The sequence below is a fragment of the Mycobacterium sp. 852002-50816_SCH5313054-b genome, assembly GCF_001667185.1.
Taxonomy (GTDB): Bacteria; Actinomycetota; Actinomycetes; order Mycobacteriales; family Mycobacteriaceae; genus Mycobacterium.
Map to the genome: position 1 here is coordinate 51,676 of NZ_LZIC01000074.1, position 16,262 is coordinate 67,937.

Annotated in this window: 19 protein-coding genes; 12 read left to right on the top strand and 7 right to left on the bottom strand. The window is 68.1% G+C overall.

Annotated features, from left to right (window positions below; all coding sequences use genetic code 11):
* Window positions 1-160: 160 nt before the first annotated feature.
* The 3 genes from A5787_RS16270 to A5787_RS16280 are packed head-to-tail and all read left to right on the top strand — an operon-like array spanning window position 161 to window position 3,375.
* A complete protein-coding gene (locus tag A5787_RS16270) occupies window positions 161-937 on the top strand; it encodes an enoyl-CoA hydratase/isomerase family protein (RefSeq protein ID WP_066968742.1) in 777 nt (258 codons plus the stop codon).
* A complete protein-coding gene (locus A5787_RS16275) occupies window positions 934-2,079 on the top strand; it encodes a CaiB/BaiF CoA-transferase family protein (protein WP_066968835.1) in 1,146 nt (381 codons plus the stop codon). The genes A5787_RS16270 and A5787_RS16275 overlap by 4 nt, the downstream gene beginning before the upstream one ends.
* Complete coding sequence (locus tag A5787_RS16280; protein ID WP_066968744.1) at window positions 2,080-3,375, top strand: acyl-CoA dehydrogenase family protein; 1,296 nt, start codon at window positions 2,080-2,082, stop codon at window positions 3,373-3,375.
* An 8-nt stretch (window positions 3,376-3,383) separates the two neighbouring features.
* Here the strand turns inward: A5787_RS16280 and A5787_RS16285 are convergent, their stop codons facing one another.
* Entirely contained in the window at window positions 3,384-4,067 is a 684-nt protein-coding gene (locus A5787_RS16285; RefSeq protein ID WP_231994011.1) for an MspA family porin, read from the bottom strand.
* 186 nt (window positions 4,068-4,253) lie between these two features.
* Between A5787_RS16285 and A5787_RS16290 the strand changes: the two genes are divergently transcribed.
* Window positions 4,254-4,484: a hypothetical protein gene (locus tag A5787_RS16290; protein ID WP_066968748.1), complete on the top strand. Its 231-nt coding sequence runs from the start codon at window positions 4,254-4,256 to the stop codon at window positions 4,482-4,484.
* Here A5787_RS16290 and A5787_RS16295 read toward each other — a convergent pair.
* Window positions 4,481-5,440, bottom strand: a complete 960-nt coding sequence (locus tag A5787_RS16295; RefSeq protein WP_066968749.1) for a phosphotransferase family protein — start codon at window positions 5,438-5,440, stop codon at window positions 4,481-4,483. The two genes, A5787_RS16290 and A5787_RS16295, sit on opposite strands and share 4 nt — an antisense overlap.
* A complete protein-coding gene (locus A5787_RS16300; protein WP_066968752.1) occupies window positions 5,441-6,232 on the bottom strand; it encodes an SDR family oxidoreductase in 792 nt (263 codons plus the stop codon).
* Between the two features lie 126 nt (window positions 6,233-6,358).
* Between A5787_RS16300 and A5787_RS16305 the strand changes: the two genes are divergently transcribed.
* Window positions 6,359-6,604 (top strand): hypothetical protein, encoded by a 246-nt coding sequence (locus A5787_RS16305; protein WP_066968754.1) that lies wholly within the window; start codon window positions 6,359-6,361, stop codon window positions 6,602-6,604.
* Window positions 6,605-6,606: 2 nt separating this feature from the next.
* On the opposite strand, the gene A5787_RS16310 is transcribed toward A5787_RS16305, so the two are convergent.
* Together A5787_RS16310 and A5787_RS16315 are read right to left on the bottom strand one after the other, a co-directional pair.
* On the bottom strand, window positions 6,607-7,035 hold the full coding sequence (locus A5787_RS16310) for a DoxX family protein (protein ID WP_066968756.1): 429 nt from the start codon (window positions 7,033-7,035) through the stop codon (window positions 6,607-6,609).
* Window positions 7,032-7,949, bottom strand: a complete 918-nt coding sequence (locus tag A5787_RS16315) for an alpha/beta hydrolase (protein WP_066968759.1) — start codon at window positions 7,947-7,949, stop codon at window positions 7,032-7,034. Before A5787_RS16315 ends, A5787_RS16310 begins: the two co-directional genes overlap by 4 nt.
* A 119-nt stretch (window positions 7,950-8,068) precedes the next feature.
* Here A5787_RS16315 and A5787_RS16320 point away from each other — a divergent pair, with 119 nt between their 5' ends.
* The 4 genes from A5787_RS16320 (at window position 8,069) to A5787_RS16335 (ending at window position 12,487) form a co-directional block, all read left to right on the top strand.
* The gene (locus tag A5787_RS16320) at window positions 8,069-8,392 is read left to right on the top strand and encodes a multidrug efflux SMR transporter (protein ID WP_066968761.1); all 324 of its coding nucleotides are present in this window, start codon (window positions 8,069-8,071) and stop codon (window positions 8,390-8,392) included.
* A gap of 35 nt (window positions 8,393-8,427) precedes the next feature.
* Window positions 8,428-9,141, top strand: coding sequence for a hypothetical protein (locus A5787_RS16325; RefSeq protein WP_066968762.1), 714 nt, complete (start codon window positions 8,428-8,430; stop codon window positions 9,139-9,141).
* Between the two features lie 80 nt (window positions 9,142-9,221).
* Window positions 9,222-9,827 (top strand): hypothetical protein, encoded by a 606-nt coding sequence (locus tag A5787_RS16330; RefSeq protein ID WP_066968764.1) that lies wholly within the window; start codon window positions 9,222-9,224, stop codon window positions 9,825-9,827.
* A 173-nt stretch (window positions 9,828-10,000) separates the two neighbouring features.
* Entirely contained in the window at window positions 10,001-12,487 is a 2,487-nt protein-coding gene (locus A5787_RS16335; RefSeq protein ID WP_066968839.1) for a glycogen/starch/alpha-glucan phosphorylase, read from the top strand.
* Here A5787_RS16335 and A5787_RS16340 read toward each other — a convergent pair.
* Window positions 12,484-13,290: an SDR family oxidoreductase gene (locus tag A5787_RS16340; protein ID WP_066968837.1), complete on the bottom strand. Its 807-nt coding sequence runs from the start codon at window positions 13,288-13,290 to the stop codon at window positions 12,484-12,486. The two genes, A5787_RS16335 and A5787_RS16340, sit on opposite strands and share 4 nt — an antisense overlap.
* Window positions 13,287-14,786 carry a PE-PPE domain-containing protein gene (locus tag A5787_RS16345; RefSeq protein WP_066968841.1) on the bottom strand — a complete coding sequence of 500 codons (1,500 nt, stop codon included), beginning with the start codon at window positions 14,784-14,786 and terminating at the stop codon, window positions 13,287-13,289. Before A5787_RS16345 ends, A5787_RS16340 begins: the two co-directional genes overlap by 4 nt.
* Before the next feature lie 122 nt (window positions 14,787-14,908).
* Here A5787_RS16345 and A5787_RS16350 point away from each other — a divergent pair, with 122 nt between their 5' ends.
* From A5787_RS16350 to A5787_RS16360, 3 genes are all read left to right on the top strand, one after another.
* Window positions 14,909-15,193: a hypothetical protein gene (locus tag A5787_RS16350; protein ID WP_369829124.1), complete on the top strand. Its 285-nt coding sequence runs from the start codon at window positions 14,909-14,911 to the stop codon at window positions 15,191-15,193.
* 13 nt (window positions 15,194-15,206) lie between these two features.
* On the top strand, window positions 15,207-15,632 hold the full coding sequence (locus tag A5787_RS16355; RefSeq protein WP_066968765.1) for a hypothetical protein: 426 nt from the start codon (window positions 15,207-15,209) through the stop codon (window positions 15,630-15,632).
* Between the two features lie 166 nt (window positions 15,633-15,798).
* Window positions 15,799-16,242 (top strand): MmpS family transport accessory protein, encoded by a 444-nt coding sequence (locus A5787_RS16360; RefSeq protein WP_082977261.1) that lies wholly within the window; start codon window positions 15,799-15,801, stop codon window positions 16,240-16,242.
* Window positions 16,243-16,262: the final 20 nt, after the last annotated feature.

Genomic DNA, 16,262 nt, shown 5'->3' on the forward strand with positions numbered 1-16,262 from the left:
TGCGCTCCGTCGCATTGTCGCTGCGAGGCGGACAAAAGCCGATACCCTTCCGCGCTGGGGCCAGTGTGGCCCATGTGACTCCACTCTCGGACGTGAGAACACCTTCGCCATTTTGGAGAAGGTTATTCTCCTGAACCGAGAGACCCTTTACGATCGGTGGGTGCCACACACGCTGGAACTCGACCGCCCGCGCGACGGCGTCGTCGTCGTGCGGCTGAGCCGCCCGGAGCGGCTCAACGCCATCAACGCGGCCATGCAGACCGAATTGGCCGGGGCCCTCGGTGATTTGGCGGGCGATTCCTCGGTGCGTGCCGTCGTGCTCACCGGCGCCGGCCGCGGCTTTTGCGCCGGGATCGACGTGCGCGACTTCGGGCCCACCGTCCCGCAGGCGACCGCCCCGGCGCTGGATCGGATGCGCTTCCAGGAGGGCATGGCCGCGCTGGCCGCACGCATCCGGGAAGTGCCACAGCCGGTCATCGCCGCGGTCAACGGCCCGTGCGTCGGTGCGGGGTTCGCGCTGTGCCTGGCCGCCGACATCCGACTCTGTTCGGCACAAGCCTCGTTCGGCAACGGTGCCATCCTGCTCGGGCTGTCGGGCGCCGAGATGGGCATGAGCTACCACCTCCCCCGCATCGTCGGCACCAGCGTCGCGGCCGACTGGATGCTGACCGGGCGCACGGTATCGGCCGGCGAAGCCGATCGGCGAGGGCTGGTCAGCGAGGTCGTCGAACCCGATCGATTGGTCGACCGCGCCGTCGAGTTGGCGTCGCTGATCGCCGGCCTCGCCCCACTCGGTGTGCAACTCACCAAGCGCGCGCTCCAGGTCAACACCGACGCGGCCAGCCTGCCCGCGGCGCTGGAGCTGGAGAACCGCAACCAGGTGATCGCGCATGCGACCGAGGAAGCGGCCGAACGCCGCGAGAAGTGGTCGCGGTGACCGGTCCGCTGAACGGCGTGCGCATCGTGATGATGGGCGGCCTGGGCCCGGCCCCCTTTTGCGGAATGTTGTTGGGAGACTTGGGCGCCGACGTGGTTCGCGTCGATGCCCTCTCGGGGGTGGACGCCGCACTGCCCATCGACTACACGGTTCGGCGCAGCCAGCGGTCACTGGCCGCCGACGTCAAGGATCCCCGGGGCACGGAGCTGGTGCACCGGCTGGCCGCCGACGCGGATGCCTTCGTCGACGTATTCCGGCCCGGCGTCGCCGAACGGCTGGGCATCGGGCCGGATGCCTTGCGGGAGCGCAATCCTCGCCTGGTGTACGCCCGCATGACGGGCTACGGGCAGGACGGACCCCTGGCCGGGCACGCCGGCCACGACATCAACTACATCGCCCTGGCCGGAGCCCTGCACGGCATCGGCACCGCCGAATCGCCGGTGCCACCGCTCAATCTGGTCGGGGACTACGGCGGCGGCGGGATGCTGCTGGCGGTCGGGTTGCTCAGCGCGATTCTCGAAGCCCGCCAGTCCGGGACGGGTCAGGTCCTCGACGTGGCGATGGTCGACGGCGCCGCGACGCTGATGTCGCCGTACTTCGGGATGGTCGCGGCGGGCACCTGGCGCGACCACCGGCAGGACAATCTGCTCGACGGCGCGGCCCACTTCTACGGCACCTACACCACGGCCGACGGCGGCCACATCGCCGTCGGCGCGATGGAACGAAAGTTCTACGCCGAACTGTGCGATCGCCTGGGCGTCGACGTGCCACAGGAGGACGACCGGCCGGCGACGTGGGCGGCCCACCGCGCCGAGCTGGCAGCGCGCTTCGCGGAGCGGACCCGCAACGAGTGGGAGCGGATCCTCGATTCGCCGGGATGCTGTGCGACGCCGGTGCTTTCGCTAAACGAGGCGCCGCGGCACCCCCACGCCGCCGCGCGGCAGGCCTTCATCGAGGTCGACGGCGTCACGCAACCCGCGCCCGCGCCACGCTTCTCGCGCACCCGGCCCGCGGCGCCGTCGGGTCCAGCGCTGCCGGGCGACCACACCCGCGCGCTGCTGCGCGAGGTGGGGCTGGACGCCAAGACCATCGCCGAACTCGTCGACTCCGGCGTGGTGGCACAGAGCAAGAGGGGACGATAAATGTCGTGGGACTTCTCCACCGACCCGCAATGGGCCGAACAACTGGAATGGGTCGAGGAGTTCGTGCGCAGCGAGTGCGAACCGATCGACCTGATCGTCAAGGAATCTCACGACCTGGGTGACCCGGTGCGGCAGGCCCTGATCCCGCCCCTGCAGGAGATCGTCAAGGAGCGCGGCCTCTGGGCCACCCACCTTGGGCCACACCTCGGCGGCCCGGGCTATGGGCAGGTGAAGCTTGCTCTGCTCAACGAGATCCTGGGCCGCTCGGAGTGCGCGCCGATCGTCTTCGGTTCGCAGGCACCCGATTCGGGCAACAGCGAAATCCTCGCGCACTACGGCACACCCGAACTCAAGGCGCGCTATCTCGAACCGCTGCTGGACAACCGCATCGTCTCCTGCTTCTCGATGACCGAGCCGCAGGGCGGCGCGGACCCCAAGGTCTTCCGCACCACCGCGGTGCCCGACGGTGATCATTGGATCATCAACGGGGAGAAGTGGTTTTCCTCGTTCGCCTCGATGGCGTCGTTCATCATCGTGATGGCGATGACCGACCCCGAAGCGCCGCCGTATCAGCGCTACTCGATGTTCGTGGTGCCGGGCGACACTCCCGGCATCAACGTGCTGCGCGACGTCGGGCTGGGGTACCAGCCGATGGGCGGTGGGCGCGAAGGGTACGTCCGTTACGAGAACGTCCGGGTGCCCGCCGACCACATGCTGGGCCCGCGCGGCGGGGCCTTCGTCGTGGCCCAAACGCGCTTAGGCGGCGGACGAATTCACCACGCCATGCGTACGGTCGGGTTGGTCCGGCGCATCTTCGACATGATCTGTGAGCGGGCGGTGTCGCGTTACACCCAGGGCGAGGTGCTGGCCAACAAGCAACTGGTCCAGGAGATGATCGCCGACTCGTGGATGGAGATCGAGGCCTTTCGGCTGCTGACCCTGCAAACGGCTTGGAAGATCGACCAATTCAATGACTACAAGGCGGTGCGCGCCGACATCTCGGCGGTGAAGGCGATGATGCAGAAGGTGTTGCATGACGTGTCGTCGCGGGCGCTTCAACTGCATGGCTCCTTGGGCACCACCCATGAGATGCCCTTCGTGCAGTACCTGGTGGAGTCGTTCGTGCTCGGCCTCGCCGACGGTCCCACCGAAGTGCACAAGGTGACGCTGGCACGCCTGTTGCTCAAAGACCGCCCGCCCGCGCCGGACCTGTTCCCCTCCGAGCACCTGCTGCGGTTGCGCGCGGCCGCCGAGGCCAAGTTCGCCGACCGGCTGGCGGGCATCCCGCGCGGGTAGCCCCGTGGTTACACGGCTTTGGTGACGCCGACGTAGGACAGCACCACGTCGGATTGATCGGTCTCCCGCGTCAGCGTGGCGTAGGAACGGATGAACGACTGGCCCACGCATCCGTCGATCTTGACGTGGAAGTTGCTGATCATCACCCAGGGGCTCGCACTCTTGAACGGCTTTTTGACCACCGGCACCACGATCACCAGCCCCGGCTTGAGACCCACGGTGATGACGCCGTTCACCGGGACGGTGATCAGCGGTATGGGAGTCACCACACCGGTGAACGCGCCCGCCAGGCCGAGCCCCGGGGTGACGCCGGCGCTGCCTCCCATCGTGACGCCGTTGGACGTGCTCATGTCGATGCCGCAGCCGATCTCGTAGCCCACCTCGAGGGTGCCCCGGGGCTGCTCCGGTCCGATCAGCGAGCCGACGAACGTCCCGCTGGCCAGGTATTCGCGGGACGAAGCGGCGGTGGTCAGCGGCGCCACCGGGATCTGCGACTCGTCCTTGGCACCGAGGCCCAGGGTCCAGCCGTCCGGAGTCTTGAGGATTGCCGGGGCGTTCGATGCCACGCCGCCGTCCGGGGCGGGCACCGTCGCGGCGGCGGGGTCGACGTCCGGATCGGCGCTGGTCGACGGTGCCGTGGCCAGGGCCATGACCAGACAAACCGCGACAACCGCAGCGCGGCGAACGACCACGGTTATCGGCCTCACCCGCGATACCGTAGGCGCGGCGCGAAACGGGTCGGGGAATTTGCTGGACAGCCGGCCGAAGTCGTTGTGCGTTCGTAACTGATCCGCGATATGGCCCCGGAACGCTGCGCCGTTGCTGTATCGGTTTGTTTGCCGGGCCGCTAGACTGGGCGGGCAACAGAGAGGGCGGAAATGAAGCGCGTTTTGGTGGCCGTCGCGATGAGCGCCATGGCCCTCGCGGCCAGTTCGGCCGTGGCGAACGCCGACCCGGATCCCTTCTCACCGCCCTCGCCCGGGGTGGTCGATCTGATCACGACGGAGAGTCCGGGACTGTTGGTGGACCCGTCCGACGAGGGCGGCCCATCGATGGCCTGGGGCGGTACCGGCATGTATTGCCAAAACCTGTACGTCAAGTGCCGCTAACCCAGCATTGAGCGCGCTCGCTCGAGCAGCCGCGGCAACGTGGGGGCCATGGCCTCCCATTCGGTCCGCGGTGAGCTTCTGCGGCGGTTGTGCTTGACGATCAGCGACCAGGTCGCCGCCGACTTGAAGCACGCCAGCGCGCTGAACCACTCCAAATCGCTCACCTCGCAACCCAACTCGCGTTGGTAGAGCTCGGCGAGCTCACCGGTCGGGGGTGCCACCCCTGCGGAATTCGGAACCCGTCGGTACGTCTCGGGGTCGCAGTTGATCAGGAACCAGCCCGCATCGATGCGCGGATCGCCGATCGACCAAATTTCCCAATCGATCACGGCGGCGATCCGGGACCCGACGGCCATCAGGTTGCCCAGCCGAAAGTCGCCGTGCACGACACTGGGCCCCATAGCCGTTGGTGCGCAAGCCAATAGCGCGTCCCGCACGTCGCGCCAGCCCGGCACCAGCGCAGCGTCGACGGTCTGCAGCGTGTCGGACCAGCGCCGGACCTCGGCGACCGGATCCGTGCCGGGTTCGCCGGCCAGGCCCGGGCCGTGCGGCGAAAGGCCGTGCAGGGCGGCCATGACCCGGCAGGCACCGCGGTAGCGCTCGGCCAGGTCGGCGCCGGGCGGACAGCCGTCGAAAAGCGGCTCCACGCATTCCCCTTCGACGTGGGACATCACGAACAGCGGCGGCTCATCCGGCGGGTCGCCCGGATCCTCCCACATCACCTCGGGCACCGGAACCTGCGTTCCGGCAAGCGCTTTCATGATCCACGCCTGGCGCAACACGTCGCGGTGCGCGACCGGTTCGACGCCGGGCGGGGCAACCTTGATCACCACCGCCCGGCCATCGCGCTCGCCACGGAACGTGAGACTGGACGCGCCCCCGGCGAGCGCGGCCAGGCCGACAACGTCCGAGGCCGCGAGCCGCCGGCGCAGCTCCTCGAGATCGAGCTCGGGCATTCAGCCGGCCCAGCCGACCTCGGCCAAAAACGGCTGGGTGTGCGCGATGCGCCCGGTCATGGCCTTCGGATCGCAGGTGCACAACCGGAGGGCGGTCTCGGTGATCAGTTCGATGTCCTCGGTGTCGGTCCTGGCCAGGTCCAGGGTGCCGGCTCCGGGCGTCGCCACGGGGTTGGACGGGGCGGCGGCGTTGACCGCGATGCCGTCGTCGTAGAGCTCGGCGGCAAGGCTTTTGGTGAGCCGGTTGAGCGCGGCCTTGGCCGTTCCGTAGATGCCGAAACCCGCGCTCCGGTCGAATTCGGAGAACGGCGGCCCGGGCGGCAGGTCGCCGCCCACCGACGTCAGGTTCAGGATCCAGCCGCGTCCGCGCTCGCGCATCGCGGGAATCGCCAACTGGCACAGGTGCAGCGGCCCCAGCACGTGCATCTCGATCATCAGCCGGGCCCGCCGCTCCGGAAACCCGTCGAGCGGCCGCAGGAAGGTGACCGCGGCATTGTTGACCAGGATGTCGGGGGCGCCGACGGCGCTCACCACCTCCGCGAAAAGCCGTTCGCGTTCGTCGGATTGGGCGAGGTCCGCGGCAATCGCGATGGCGCGGCCGCCGGCGGCCGCGATCTCGTCGCGGGTCTGGCTCAGCGATCCCTGGTACTTGGGATCGGGGTCCATGGTGCGTGCGGTCAGCGCCACCGTCGCCCCCCGCGCCGCGAGCCGAGCCGCGATCGCCTTGCCCAGCCCCCGGCTGCTGCCGGTGACGAGGGCCACCATCCCGTCGCACCGTTGGTCTGCGCCCATCGTCTACCTCCTCGGGGACTCCCGCCGCCCGGAAACGGCTTCTCGAAAAGAGAGAATGCCATTATCGTCCGCCGGGCGGAAGGGTGGCCAGGATTCCCGCGACAACCGAGCGGGAATCCCCCGCGCATGAGCACACCGCCAGCGGTCGTCGAGCTGATCGACGCACTCGCCTTCGACATCTATGACGCCTACGACCGCCCGCGCCTCTACCCTGCGCCGGAGAAGGCGCAGGCGATTACGGCGGCGCGCTACCTGGCCCGACAGCTGGTCCGGAAGGGCTGGCGCAACGACGGCGGCGTCGAACTGCCCTCCTGCCCGTACGGGACCGTGACCTGCTTTGACTCGGCACCGCACGCGCACTGCGAAATGTAGGGTCAACCCCCGGCGTTGCCGCGTAGGGCCTCGACGGAATATCTCCCGCCGCCCATGAAGACCAGCAGCAGGAAACCGAAGCAGAAAAGTATCGCCAAAGCACCGCCATTGCCCGCGGGTGGATCGCCAATGGGCCAGAGCGCTCGCGGTTGATGCATCCAGAAATAGGCGACCGCCATTTCCCCCGAGGCGATGAAAGCGGCCGCGCGGGTGAACAATCCGGTCGCGATCAGCAGCCCCGCGACCAATTCGAGCAGGCCGGCGTACCACCCGGGCCAGACTCCGAACTCGACGCGCCATCCGGGACGCACGGGCCAGCTGAAGGCGCTCGTCGAGCCGTACGCGGCGAAGAGCAAACCGTAGACCAACCGATAAAGGCTCAGCGCAGCCGGCGCGAACTGGTCGAGACGGCGGTCGACAGCCTTCGTCATAGCCCAGAGGTTACGGTCGCCACCCAGCCAAGCAAGCGACGCCACAGCCGATGGCGGCTCGATGCCATGTTGTGGCAGTGCGCGCTGTCGGCCAGGACGACGGTGGTGATGTCGGGGCTGCCGCGAAACAGGGCGGCCTCCGAGCGTGGCTCCGGCGAGACGTCGACGACGCCGTAGCCGAGGAGCACCGGAACGCCGATCTGCGCGGCGTGCTCGGCCACGACGCCGGGGACCATCGCGGTGCCGAACACGCGCGGCACCACCGACTTCGCCGTGACGCAATCGGCCGCGACGACGTCGGCGGGGACGTCGGCGAGGTGGAACCAGCTCTGCAGGTACTCCCGCGGGCCCTCGGCGTAGGGCTCGGGAAGCGCGGCGAGGATCTGACGGGCCAGCTCTTCGCGGCCCTGCCGGGTTGCCGCGCGGGCGATGAACGCCGGATCGAGGTTCAGGGGTGCCACGTGCTGATTGGTACAGCCGAGAGCCGCCAGGCCCGCGTAGCTGGAAAACAGTGATTGCTGAACGATCGCCAGGTATGCGCCCGGCGAATGCGCCACGGCCACCGCGGGTGCGTCGTCGCCGGTGACGTCCGGCAGCGCGGAGACCGCCCGCGCGAGCGCGGCGGCGATGTCGGTGAAGCCGAAATCGCGCACGGGCTTGGAACTTTCGCCGGTGCCCAGCGGGTCGATCGTGACGACGCTGTAGCCGTTCTCGGTGGCGAACTCGGCGAAGCTGTAGCCGCTGCGGCCGGCGATGTTGAGGTCCCAGTACTCGCGGCTGTAGGTGCCGCCCGGGAGGCAGACGAGTACGGCACCCGGGGCGCCGGGCGGCGGGTAATACGTCGCCGCCAGCGACGCCCGCTCGCCGACCACGTCGCTCACGTCGAAGCGCAACGGTCGTGGGGAAACGGTCATCGTGCGCCTTTCCGTCGTAGCGTCATGGTTGGGATCAGATTGAACCGCGCGGCGAGGTCGGGAGTGGGAAATGGTGGAACAGGCCGAAAACGCCGACAAGACGGCGTCGGGTTAGCGCGTTGACTTACTGGTTGCTGCTGGGTGCGATCTTCGCCGAGGTCGTCGCGACCAGCCTGCTCAAGAGCACCGAGGGATTCAGCCGGCTGTGGCCGACGGTCACCTGTCTGGTCGGCTATGCCGTGTCCTTCGCGCTGCTGGCGTTGTCGATCTCGCGCGGCATGCGCACGGACGTCGCCTACGCGTTGTGGTCGGCGATCGGGACGGCCGCGATCGTGCTGATCGCCGTGCTGTTTCTCGGCTCCCCGGTGTCGGTGGCGAAGGTCGTCGGCGTCGCGTTGATCATCGCCGGCGTGGTCACGTTGAACCTGGCCGGCGCGCATTAGGTAACGAACGGGCCCCCGGCTCAGACATTCACAGCATGATCGTCTCCCGCACCGCCGCCGCGGCCCGGGCCACCGGCGTTGCCACGCTGACCGGCGCCGCCGCGCTGGTCCTCGCGGTGGGCACGGCGCACGCCACCCCGGACCCACCGCGCGGCGAGGGCACGCTGTACGGAAATCCCGCGGCGGCCGCCGCGTTCTGGCGCTACCAGGGATACGACGACGACTGCGTGGAGATGGCGGTCTCCGACGTGGTCGGTGAGATCACCGGCCGGCAGCCCTCCGAGCAGGCCATCGTCAAGCTGGCCCAATCGACCCCCAGCACCGTCCACGCCGGGCCCATCTACACCAAGCCGAAAAAGCGCACGCCCGGCAGCGGCACCTCGTTCGACGACGAGCCGGCGCTGCTCGCGCACTACGGCATCCATGCCGTGTCCACCGACAACGCAACCGCCGCGAAGGCGGGCGCCCCGACGGGACTGAACGCACTCGAGCAGGACCTGGCCAAGGGACGCAGGGTGATCGTCGGGGTCAACTCCGAGCTCATCTGGCGCGAGCCCGTCGAGGACAAGGCCCCCGACGGCCAGCCGGAGGCCAACCACGCCGTCGTGGTGACCGGCGTCGACACCGCGGCCGGCGTGGTGCACCTCAACGACAGCGGCAGCGAGCAGGGCCGCGACGAACAGGTGCCGATCGACGTCTTCGCGCAATCGTGGGCCACCAGCGACGACCAGGTGACCGTCACGGGTTAGCGACGGGTGCGCCAACAGGAGGCGCTCTGCGGGTAGCCGTGCAGCAGCACGGCCACTGACACCCGGCCTAGGATTTCGCCATGCCGATCCTTGGAAATCAGACCGTCGTCGCCGCGCGAGTGACGAGGGCGACATCCAACGCGTTGCGGATCGGGCTCACGGGCGCCGACGGCACCGAATTGGCGCGCGCTCAACAAAAGGGCGGCGTCGGCGTTTTGCTCGGATTCAAGAACGGCGGGAAAAGCGACTACACGCTTGCCGGCGCGGCGGGCGATGAATTCAGGCTGGCGGTGGCGGGAACGACGACGGTCACCAACGAGAACGGCGCCGTGGGGACGATTGTCCCGGCCGATGGCGCGGCGCGGCTGGAAGACGGAGGAGGCACCGTCCTGGCGGTGCTGCGGCCGCACACCGGATCCAAGGCCGACGGCGCCTGGCATCACCCGATCCTGTCCCCCGCCGGCGACGAACTGGGCGTCCTCACGCTGATGACGGTCCACACCGGGTGGCGCGACATCGAAACCGAGGCAATCCAATTGCTGTTCAACCAGAACATCGCCACGCTGAAGGCGCCGTCCGCCGGTGCGATGCTCAAGCTCCGCGCCCCGGCCGCCCCGCAGCTGGGCGACATGCTCGCCGCGGCGTGCGTCGACTTCTCCGTGCTGCCCCGCGGCTACATCGCCTGACCGGCTCGCCGTTTCGTCGCCGGCGCGTGGGCCCTCGTTCACGTGGCGGACGCCAATTGCGCGCCTGGTGTGCAAACACCGCTGCCACACTGACTCACCTGCGCGCCGCCGGGCATCGCTCTAGGGAATAGGACTCACGAATGACCGACCTCGATCGGACGCCGTCCGACCCAATGTCGTCCAGCCCCGCGCGGGCCGACCTGGTCGAGCACTCCCGCACCGGGATGAGCGCGGCCGCGCTGCAGCGGGCGATCAACGATCACCTGCGCTACTCGATCGGCCGCCCGGCCGCGGCCCGGCGGCCCGAGCACTACTACCGCGCGCTCGCGCTGGCCGTGCGGGACCGCATGCAGGACCGCCGGGTGGCGTCGACGCAGACCTCGTTGGACCTCGGCCGCAAGGTGACCTGCTACCTGTCGGCCGAATTCCTGATGGGCCCGCAGCTGGGCAACAACCTGCTGAACCTGAACATGGAGCGCGCGGCGCGGGAGGCGCTGGCGGCGATGGGCCAGAATCTCGACACGGTTTTGGCCTGCGAGGAGGAGCCGGGCCTGGGCAACGGCGGGCTCGGCCGGCTGGCCGCGTGCTACCTGGACTCGCTGGCCACCCTGGAGCGCCCGGCGATCGGCTACGGAATCCGCTATGAATTCGGCATCTTCGACCAGGAGATCCGCGACGGCTGGCAGGTCGAGCAGACGGACAACTGGCTGGACCACGGAAACCCTTGGGAGATCGCCAAACCCGACGTCACCTACCTGGTCAAGTGGGGCGGCTACGTCGCGCACTACACGGACGACACCGGCCGCGACCGGGTCCGGTGGGTGCCGGGGCGGCTGCTGAAGGGCGTCGCCTATGACACGCCCATCCAGGGCTATGGGGTCAACACCTGCAACGTGCTGACGCTGTGGAGTGCGCGGGCCGTCAAGTCGTTCGCGCTGGAAGCCTTCAACACCGGCGATTACTACGGGGCGGTCGAGGACGAGGTCATGTCCGAGACGGTCACCAAGGTGCTGTATCCCAACGACGAGCCGGAGGCGGGTAAACAGCTGCGACTGCTGCAACAGTACTTCTTCGTGTCCTGCTCGCTGCAGCACGTGCTGCACATCATGGACGACCTCGCCGACGCCGGCGTGCGCGAGCTGCCCCAGCGATTCGCCCTGCAGCTCAACGACACTCATCCCTCGATCGGGGTGGCCGAGCTGATGCGGTTGCTGGTCGACGAGCGCGACCTGGCCTGGGACGAGGCCTGGGACATCACGGTCGCGACGTTCGGCTACACCAATCACACCCTGCTGCCCGAGGCGCTGGAGACCTGGCCGCTGGAGCTGTTCGGCGAGTCGCTGCCCCGCCACCTCGAGATCATCTACGAGATCAACCGGCGCTTCCTGGACGAGGTGCGCGCCCGGTTCCCCGGCGACGAGGATCGGGTCCGCCGGATGTCGTTGATCGGCGAGGACAACGGCAAGAATGTCCGGATGGCGCACCTCGCCACCGTCGGCAGCCATGCCGTAAACGGCGTCGCGGCGCTGCACTCGGAGCTGTTGAAAACCAGTGTGCTCAAAGACTTTTACGAAATGTGGCCGGAACGGTTCAGCAACAAGACCAACGGAGTGACGCCCCGCCGCTTCCTCGCGCTGGCCAACCCCGGACTGCGGGAACTGCTGGACCGCACCGTCGGTGACGGCTGGCTGACCGACCTGGGCCGGCTGCGCGGGCTGGAGCCGTTCATCGACGACGCCTCCTTTCGCCAGGAGTGGCGCGACATCAAGCGCACCAACAAGGCGCGCCTCGCCAAGTACATCCGCTCGGTGGCGGGCGTCGAGCTCAACCCGGACTGGATGTTCGACGTCCAGGTCAAGCGCATCCACGAGTACAAGCGCCAGCATCTCAACGTCCTGCACATGGTCGCGCTGTACCACCGGCTCAAGCAGAACCCGGGACTGTCGATTCCGCAGCGCGCCTTCATCTTCGGCGGCAAGGCGGCGCCAGGCTACTTCATGGCGAAGCGGATCATCAAGCTGATCAACGCCGTCGGGGAGACCGTCAACGCCGACCCGGAGGTCAACCGCTTCATGAAGGTGGCGTTCGTGCCGAACTTCAACGTGCAAAACGCGCACCTGATCTACCCCGCCGCCGACCTGTCCGAGCAGATCTCCACCGCGGGCAAGGAAGCGTCGGGAACCGGCAACATGAAGTTCATGATCAACGGCGCGCTGACCATCGGCACGCTCGACGGGGCCAACGTCGAGATGCGCGACGAGGTCGGCCCCGAGAACTTCTTCCTGTTCGGCCTCACCGAGCAACAGGTCGAGGCCGTCAAGGCCAACGGCTACCGCCCGGCCGACTACATCGATGGCGACGACGAGCTTGGCGCGGTGCTGGATCTCATTGCGGGCGGCACGTTCTCGCACGGCGACACCGAGGTGTTCCGGCCGCTGGTGGACAACCTCCGCCACGACGACCGCTTCCTGGTCTGCGCCGACTACGCGTCCTACGTCGACTGCCAGGAGCAGGTCAGCGCGGCGTGGCAGGACAGGGACTCGTGGACGAGGATGTCCATCCTGAATACCGCACGCAGCGGCAAGTTCTCGTCGGATCGCGCCATCGCCGAGTACTGCGACGACATCTGGAACGTCTGGCCGCTGGCCGTGAAAATTTAGCGGTAGCCCGGCAGATCCGGCACGCCGCTGGCCGTCAGCCAGCCACCGCCGTCGACGACGAGCGTCGCGCCCGTGACGTACGAGGCCGCGTCACTGGCCAAAAACAGCACCGCTTCGGCGACCTCGGTGGTCGAACCGGGGCGCCGCAGCGGGTTTTGGGTGGTTCGGTGCTGCTTGTCGCCGGTGATCCGGCGCACCCCCTCGGTGCCCGACATCGCCCCGGGCGCAACGATATTCACGCGTACCCCGTCGGGACCCCATTCGATGGCGCAGCTGCGGGTCAGCGCGTCGATGCCGGCCTTGGCGGACACCACGTGCGCCTGCAGCGCCATGCCGCGGTACTGGGTCGCCGCGCTGATGTTCACCACCGCGCCGCCGTGCTCACGCAGCCAGCATTCGTAGGCCGCCTTCGACACGTTGAAGGTGCCCAGCAGGTCGATGTCGACCACGGCCTTGAATCCGTTGGGACTCAGTTCGCTTATCGCGACGGGGAAGTTTCCGGCGGCGTTGTTGACGACCACGTCGAGCCGGCCGCAGGTGCGCACCACCTCATCGACGACCGCGGTGACCTCGTCGTAGCGGCGGACGTCGCAGACGCCGTAGCTGGCCTCGACCCCCTCTTCCCGCAACGCCGCGACGGCGGCTTGCAGGTTGGCCTCCTTGCGGCTGCAGATGGCGACCCGAGCGCCGTGACCGCCCAGCACCCGGGCGACCTCCAGGCCCAGCCCGGTGGCACCGCCGGTCACCAACGCCACCTGCCCGCTCAGCAGATCGGCCCGAAACGGGCTGCGGCCGTCGGTCACCAGCTGTCCCAACTCGGGACCAGGCCCAACGCGCGCATCAGCTGGCCCTCGAACCCGGTCAGCAGCGAGACCCCGGTGACCGACGACTGCGGCAACGGGAAGTTGAGGCCGGGGTCGAGCGCCGGATTGAACGGGTAGCCGGTGGGCATCATCGACGGTGGCAGCAGCCCGAGATCGACCAGCGCCGCCTGGGGCCCCTGCACCGCGCCGTGCACCAGGTCCGGCACGATGGTGAACGGGTCCGGCAGTTCGAACAGGCTGGCGGGGGTGGGGATGTTGGCGTACTCCCCCGACCCGTAACCCATGTCGACGATCACCCGCAGATCCGGCTGCAGCAGGTCGGCCAGCGCGTTGCCGAAAGGCGCCGGCACGTACAGGCGCAGCGGCGCGACGAGCGGCAGGTTCTGCGTCAGCAGCTCGTAATAGCGGGTGGAACCGGTGTAACCGGGCGAGGTCGGCAGCGGGATCGCGTTGCCGATCTGCCCCGGCGTCAGGTCGACGTAGTCGTGCGTCCCATGGAAGAGCGCGAACCCCATGAACGCGTTCAGGTCGCTGACCGGGTTGAGCACGTACTGCGGCAGGTTGGTCACCATGTCGTACTGGTTGGTGAAGATCACGGTCGGGTACGGCGAGTTGGGGGGCGTCGCGCCGTTCATCAGGACGTCGAACAGCGGGATGTACAGGCCGGGGAAGCGCTCGAAGAACCCACCATTGGGGTTGCCGGGGTCACCGGTCAAAAAGAACGAAAGCTTGCTGGGGTCGGGCGGATTGGCCATGGCCATCAGGTTGCGGATCTCGTTGGTGGCCACCAGCGAACTTTGTGAGGTGCCGTAGACGACCACGTTTTTGCCTGCCGCGAGTTCGGTGCCGACGGCGGTGTTGAGCAACTGCACGCCCTGGGCCACCGACTGGCCCAGCGTCAGGTTCCCGAGTTGCGGGGTGAACGGCCAGAACTGCTCCGGCGTGTAGAGCGACTGCCCGAACGCACCGGTCAACGGCGACAGCGCCGGGTTGTTCAGGAAGTTGGCCATGATGTTGCCGACGTACCTGGCGTCCGGCAGGGGGAACGTGGTCCCGCCGACGATCAGCGCCACCGACGCGTTTTGCGGCACGATCAGCGGCGGGATGCTGGTCGGAGCGGGGTTCTCGGCCTGCGTAGCCAACGAGACCAGCGGCGATTCCAACTCGCCGACCGCGTCCCGCAGCGCCTGCTCCGCGGCCCGCTCGGTCCCGACGTAGACGACGTCCGCCTCACCCAGCAGTTGCATGAACCGCTGCTCGAACGCTTGGCCCTCCGCCACCAGTTCCCGATAGATCCTCGACTGGTTGATGAATAGCGGCGTGATCGCGGCGCTGACCTCATCGGCGCCGGCGGGCAGGACGCTACTGGTCCGCAGCGCCGCCGACGCGTTGGCCTCGTCGAGCGCGGCACCGATCCTGCCGACGTCCTGCGCGGCCGACGCCAGCTCCCCGGGAACAACCCGCACGACCGCCATCTGGACCATTCTCGACAATGACGGGCGGGGCCGCGACCCGTTTGACGAAGCTGGCATCGCCGGGCGGCCGGCGCCGAGCCTTACACTGGGCCCGCAAGGCGTGCGAGTGAAGGTGAACACCAGTGCGGATCATGAAAATCGCCGCTGGCGGGCTGGTTGGGCTGGCCTCGCTGTTCGGCACGGGCATCGGCGTGGGCATAGCGCGAGCCGACAGCAGCCAGGAGAAGGAGGCCTGCCAGCTGATGGACGATCCGGCCGGGCCCGAATCGGGTTACCTGCCAGCCGAATATGCCTTCATGCGGCTGCGTGCCAAGATGTCGGCCGAGGCCGCGCGCAATGTCATGTCCGAAGCCGCCCAGGACTACTGTCCCAATCACATCACCGACCTGCCGGCGGGCTGGCGCTAAGGAGGACGGGAAAATGAATACGGCTTTGTTTGGTCTCCTGACCGTGGTCTTCCTCGTGGCGGCGTTGGTGTTCGCCGCCATTGCCGGCGTCTACGTCAAACGGCTGGGGGATCGGGCGACTCTGCCGATCAGCGAAGAGATCGGAAGCGCCAAGACGGTTACGGCCAAAGTTCGCAAACGCCAACCAATGTCGCGGGAAGAGTTGGCTTATGCGAAGGAGATCGTTGCCGTTCGCAGCTCGGTGATGGCGCTTTGCATCCCCGGTGCCCTGTTCTCGGTGGGCTGCTTTTATGTGTTCGGCAGTCTTTACCATCTGCACGGGGCAACGCCCTCCGAGCGGACATTTCTCGGGGTCTTCCCCATGCTGGCGTCCATCAATTTCACGACCCAGATTCTCCGCAGTGCACGGTTGAAGCGGCGACTGCGGAAGATGCCTTAACGCAACCGAGGCGTGCCAACAGGCCCCGGGTCGCGCTTCAGGACCAGTACCGATACTCTTTGCACGATGTCCATTGGGCACATGACCGTCTACTATCTGCATGGACCTGCGGGCGGGAGCGGGGGGAAGAAGAAGATGTCCGGACCGAGCTTCGGGAGGTGACCGAATGAGCCCTCGTTCGGTCGGCAGGACCGTCCTGGCACGGGTCTGGATGCCGTTGGTGGCCGTCGTCGCGATCGCTGTGGGTGCGGTGGGCATGTGGAAGGTCCACCAGTTCTCCGCTCCGCCGCCCGTCGTCACGGTCAATGGCCCGGCAGCGCCCCCGGAGTTCAACCTCAAGCGGCTCACGTTTGAGGTGTCCGGCTCCGTCGGGCAGGGCGGGATGCTCGTCTATGTCGACGTCGACGGGCATCCGCATCAGGTCGACCTCACGACCCTGCCGTGGTCGCACACGGAAACGACCACGCTCACCGTGGTGTCGGGCAGCGTCTCGGCGCAGGTTCATGGTGGTCAAGTCGGCTGCCGGATGCTGGTGAACGGCGTTGTCCGGGATGAACATTCCGATACCCACCAGGACGCGCACGTCTTCTGCCTGGTGAAATCCGCATGAGCGGGCACGCGGTAGAGCAG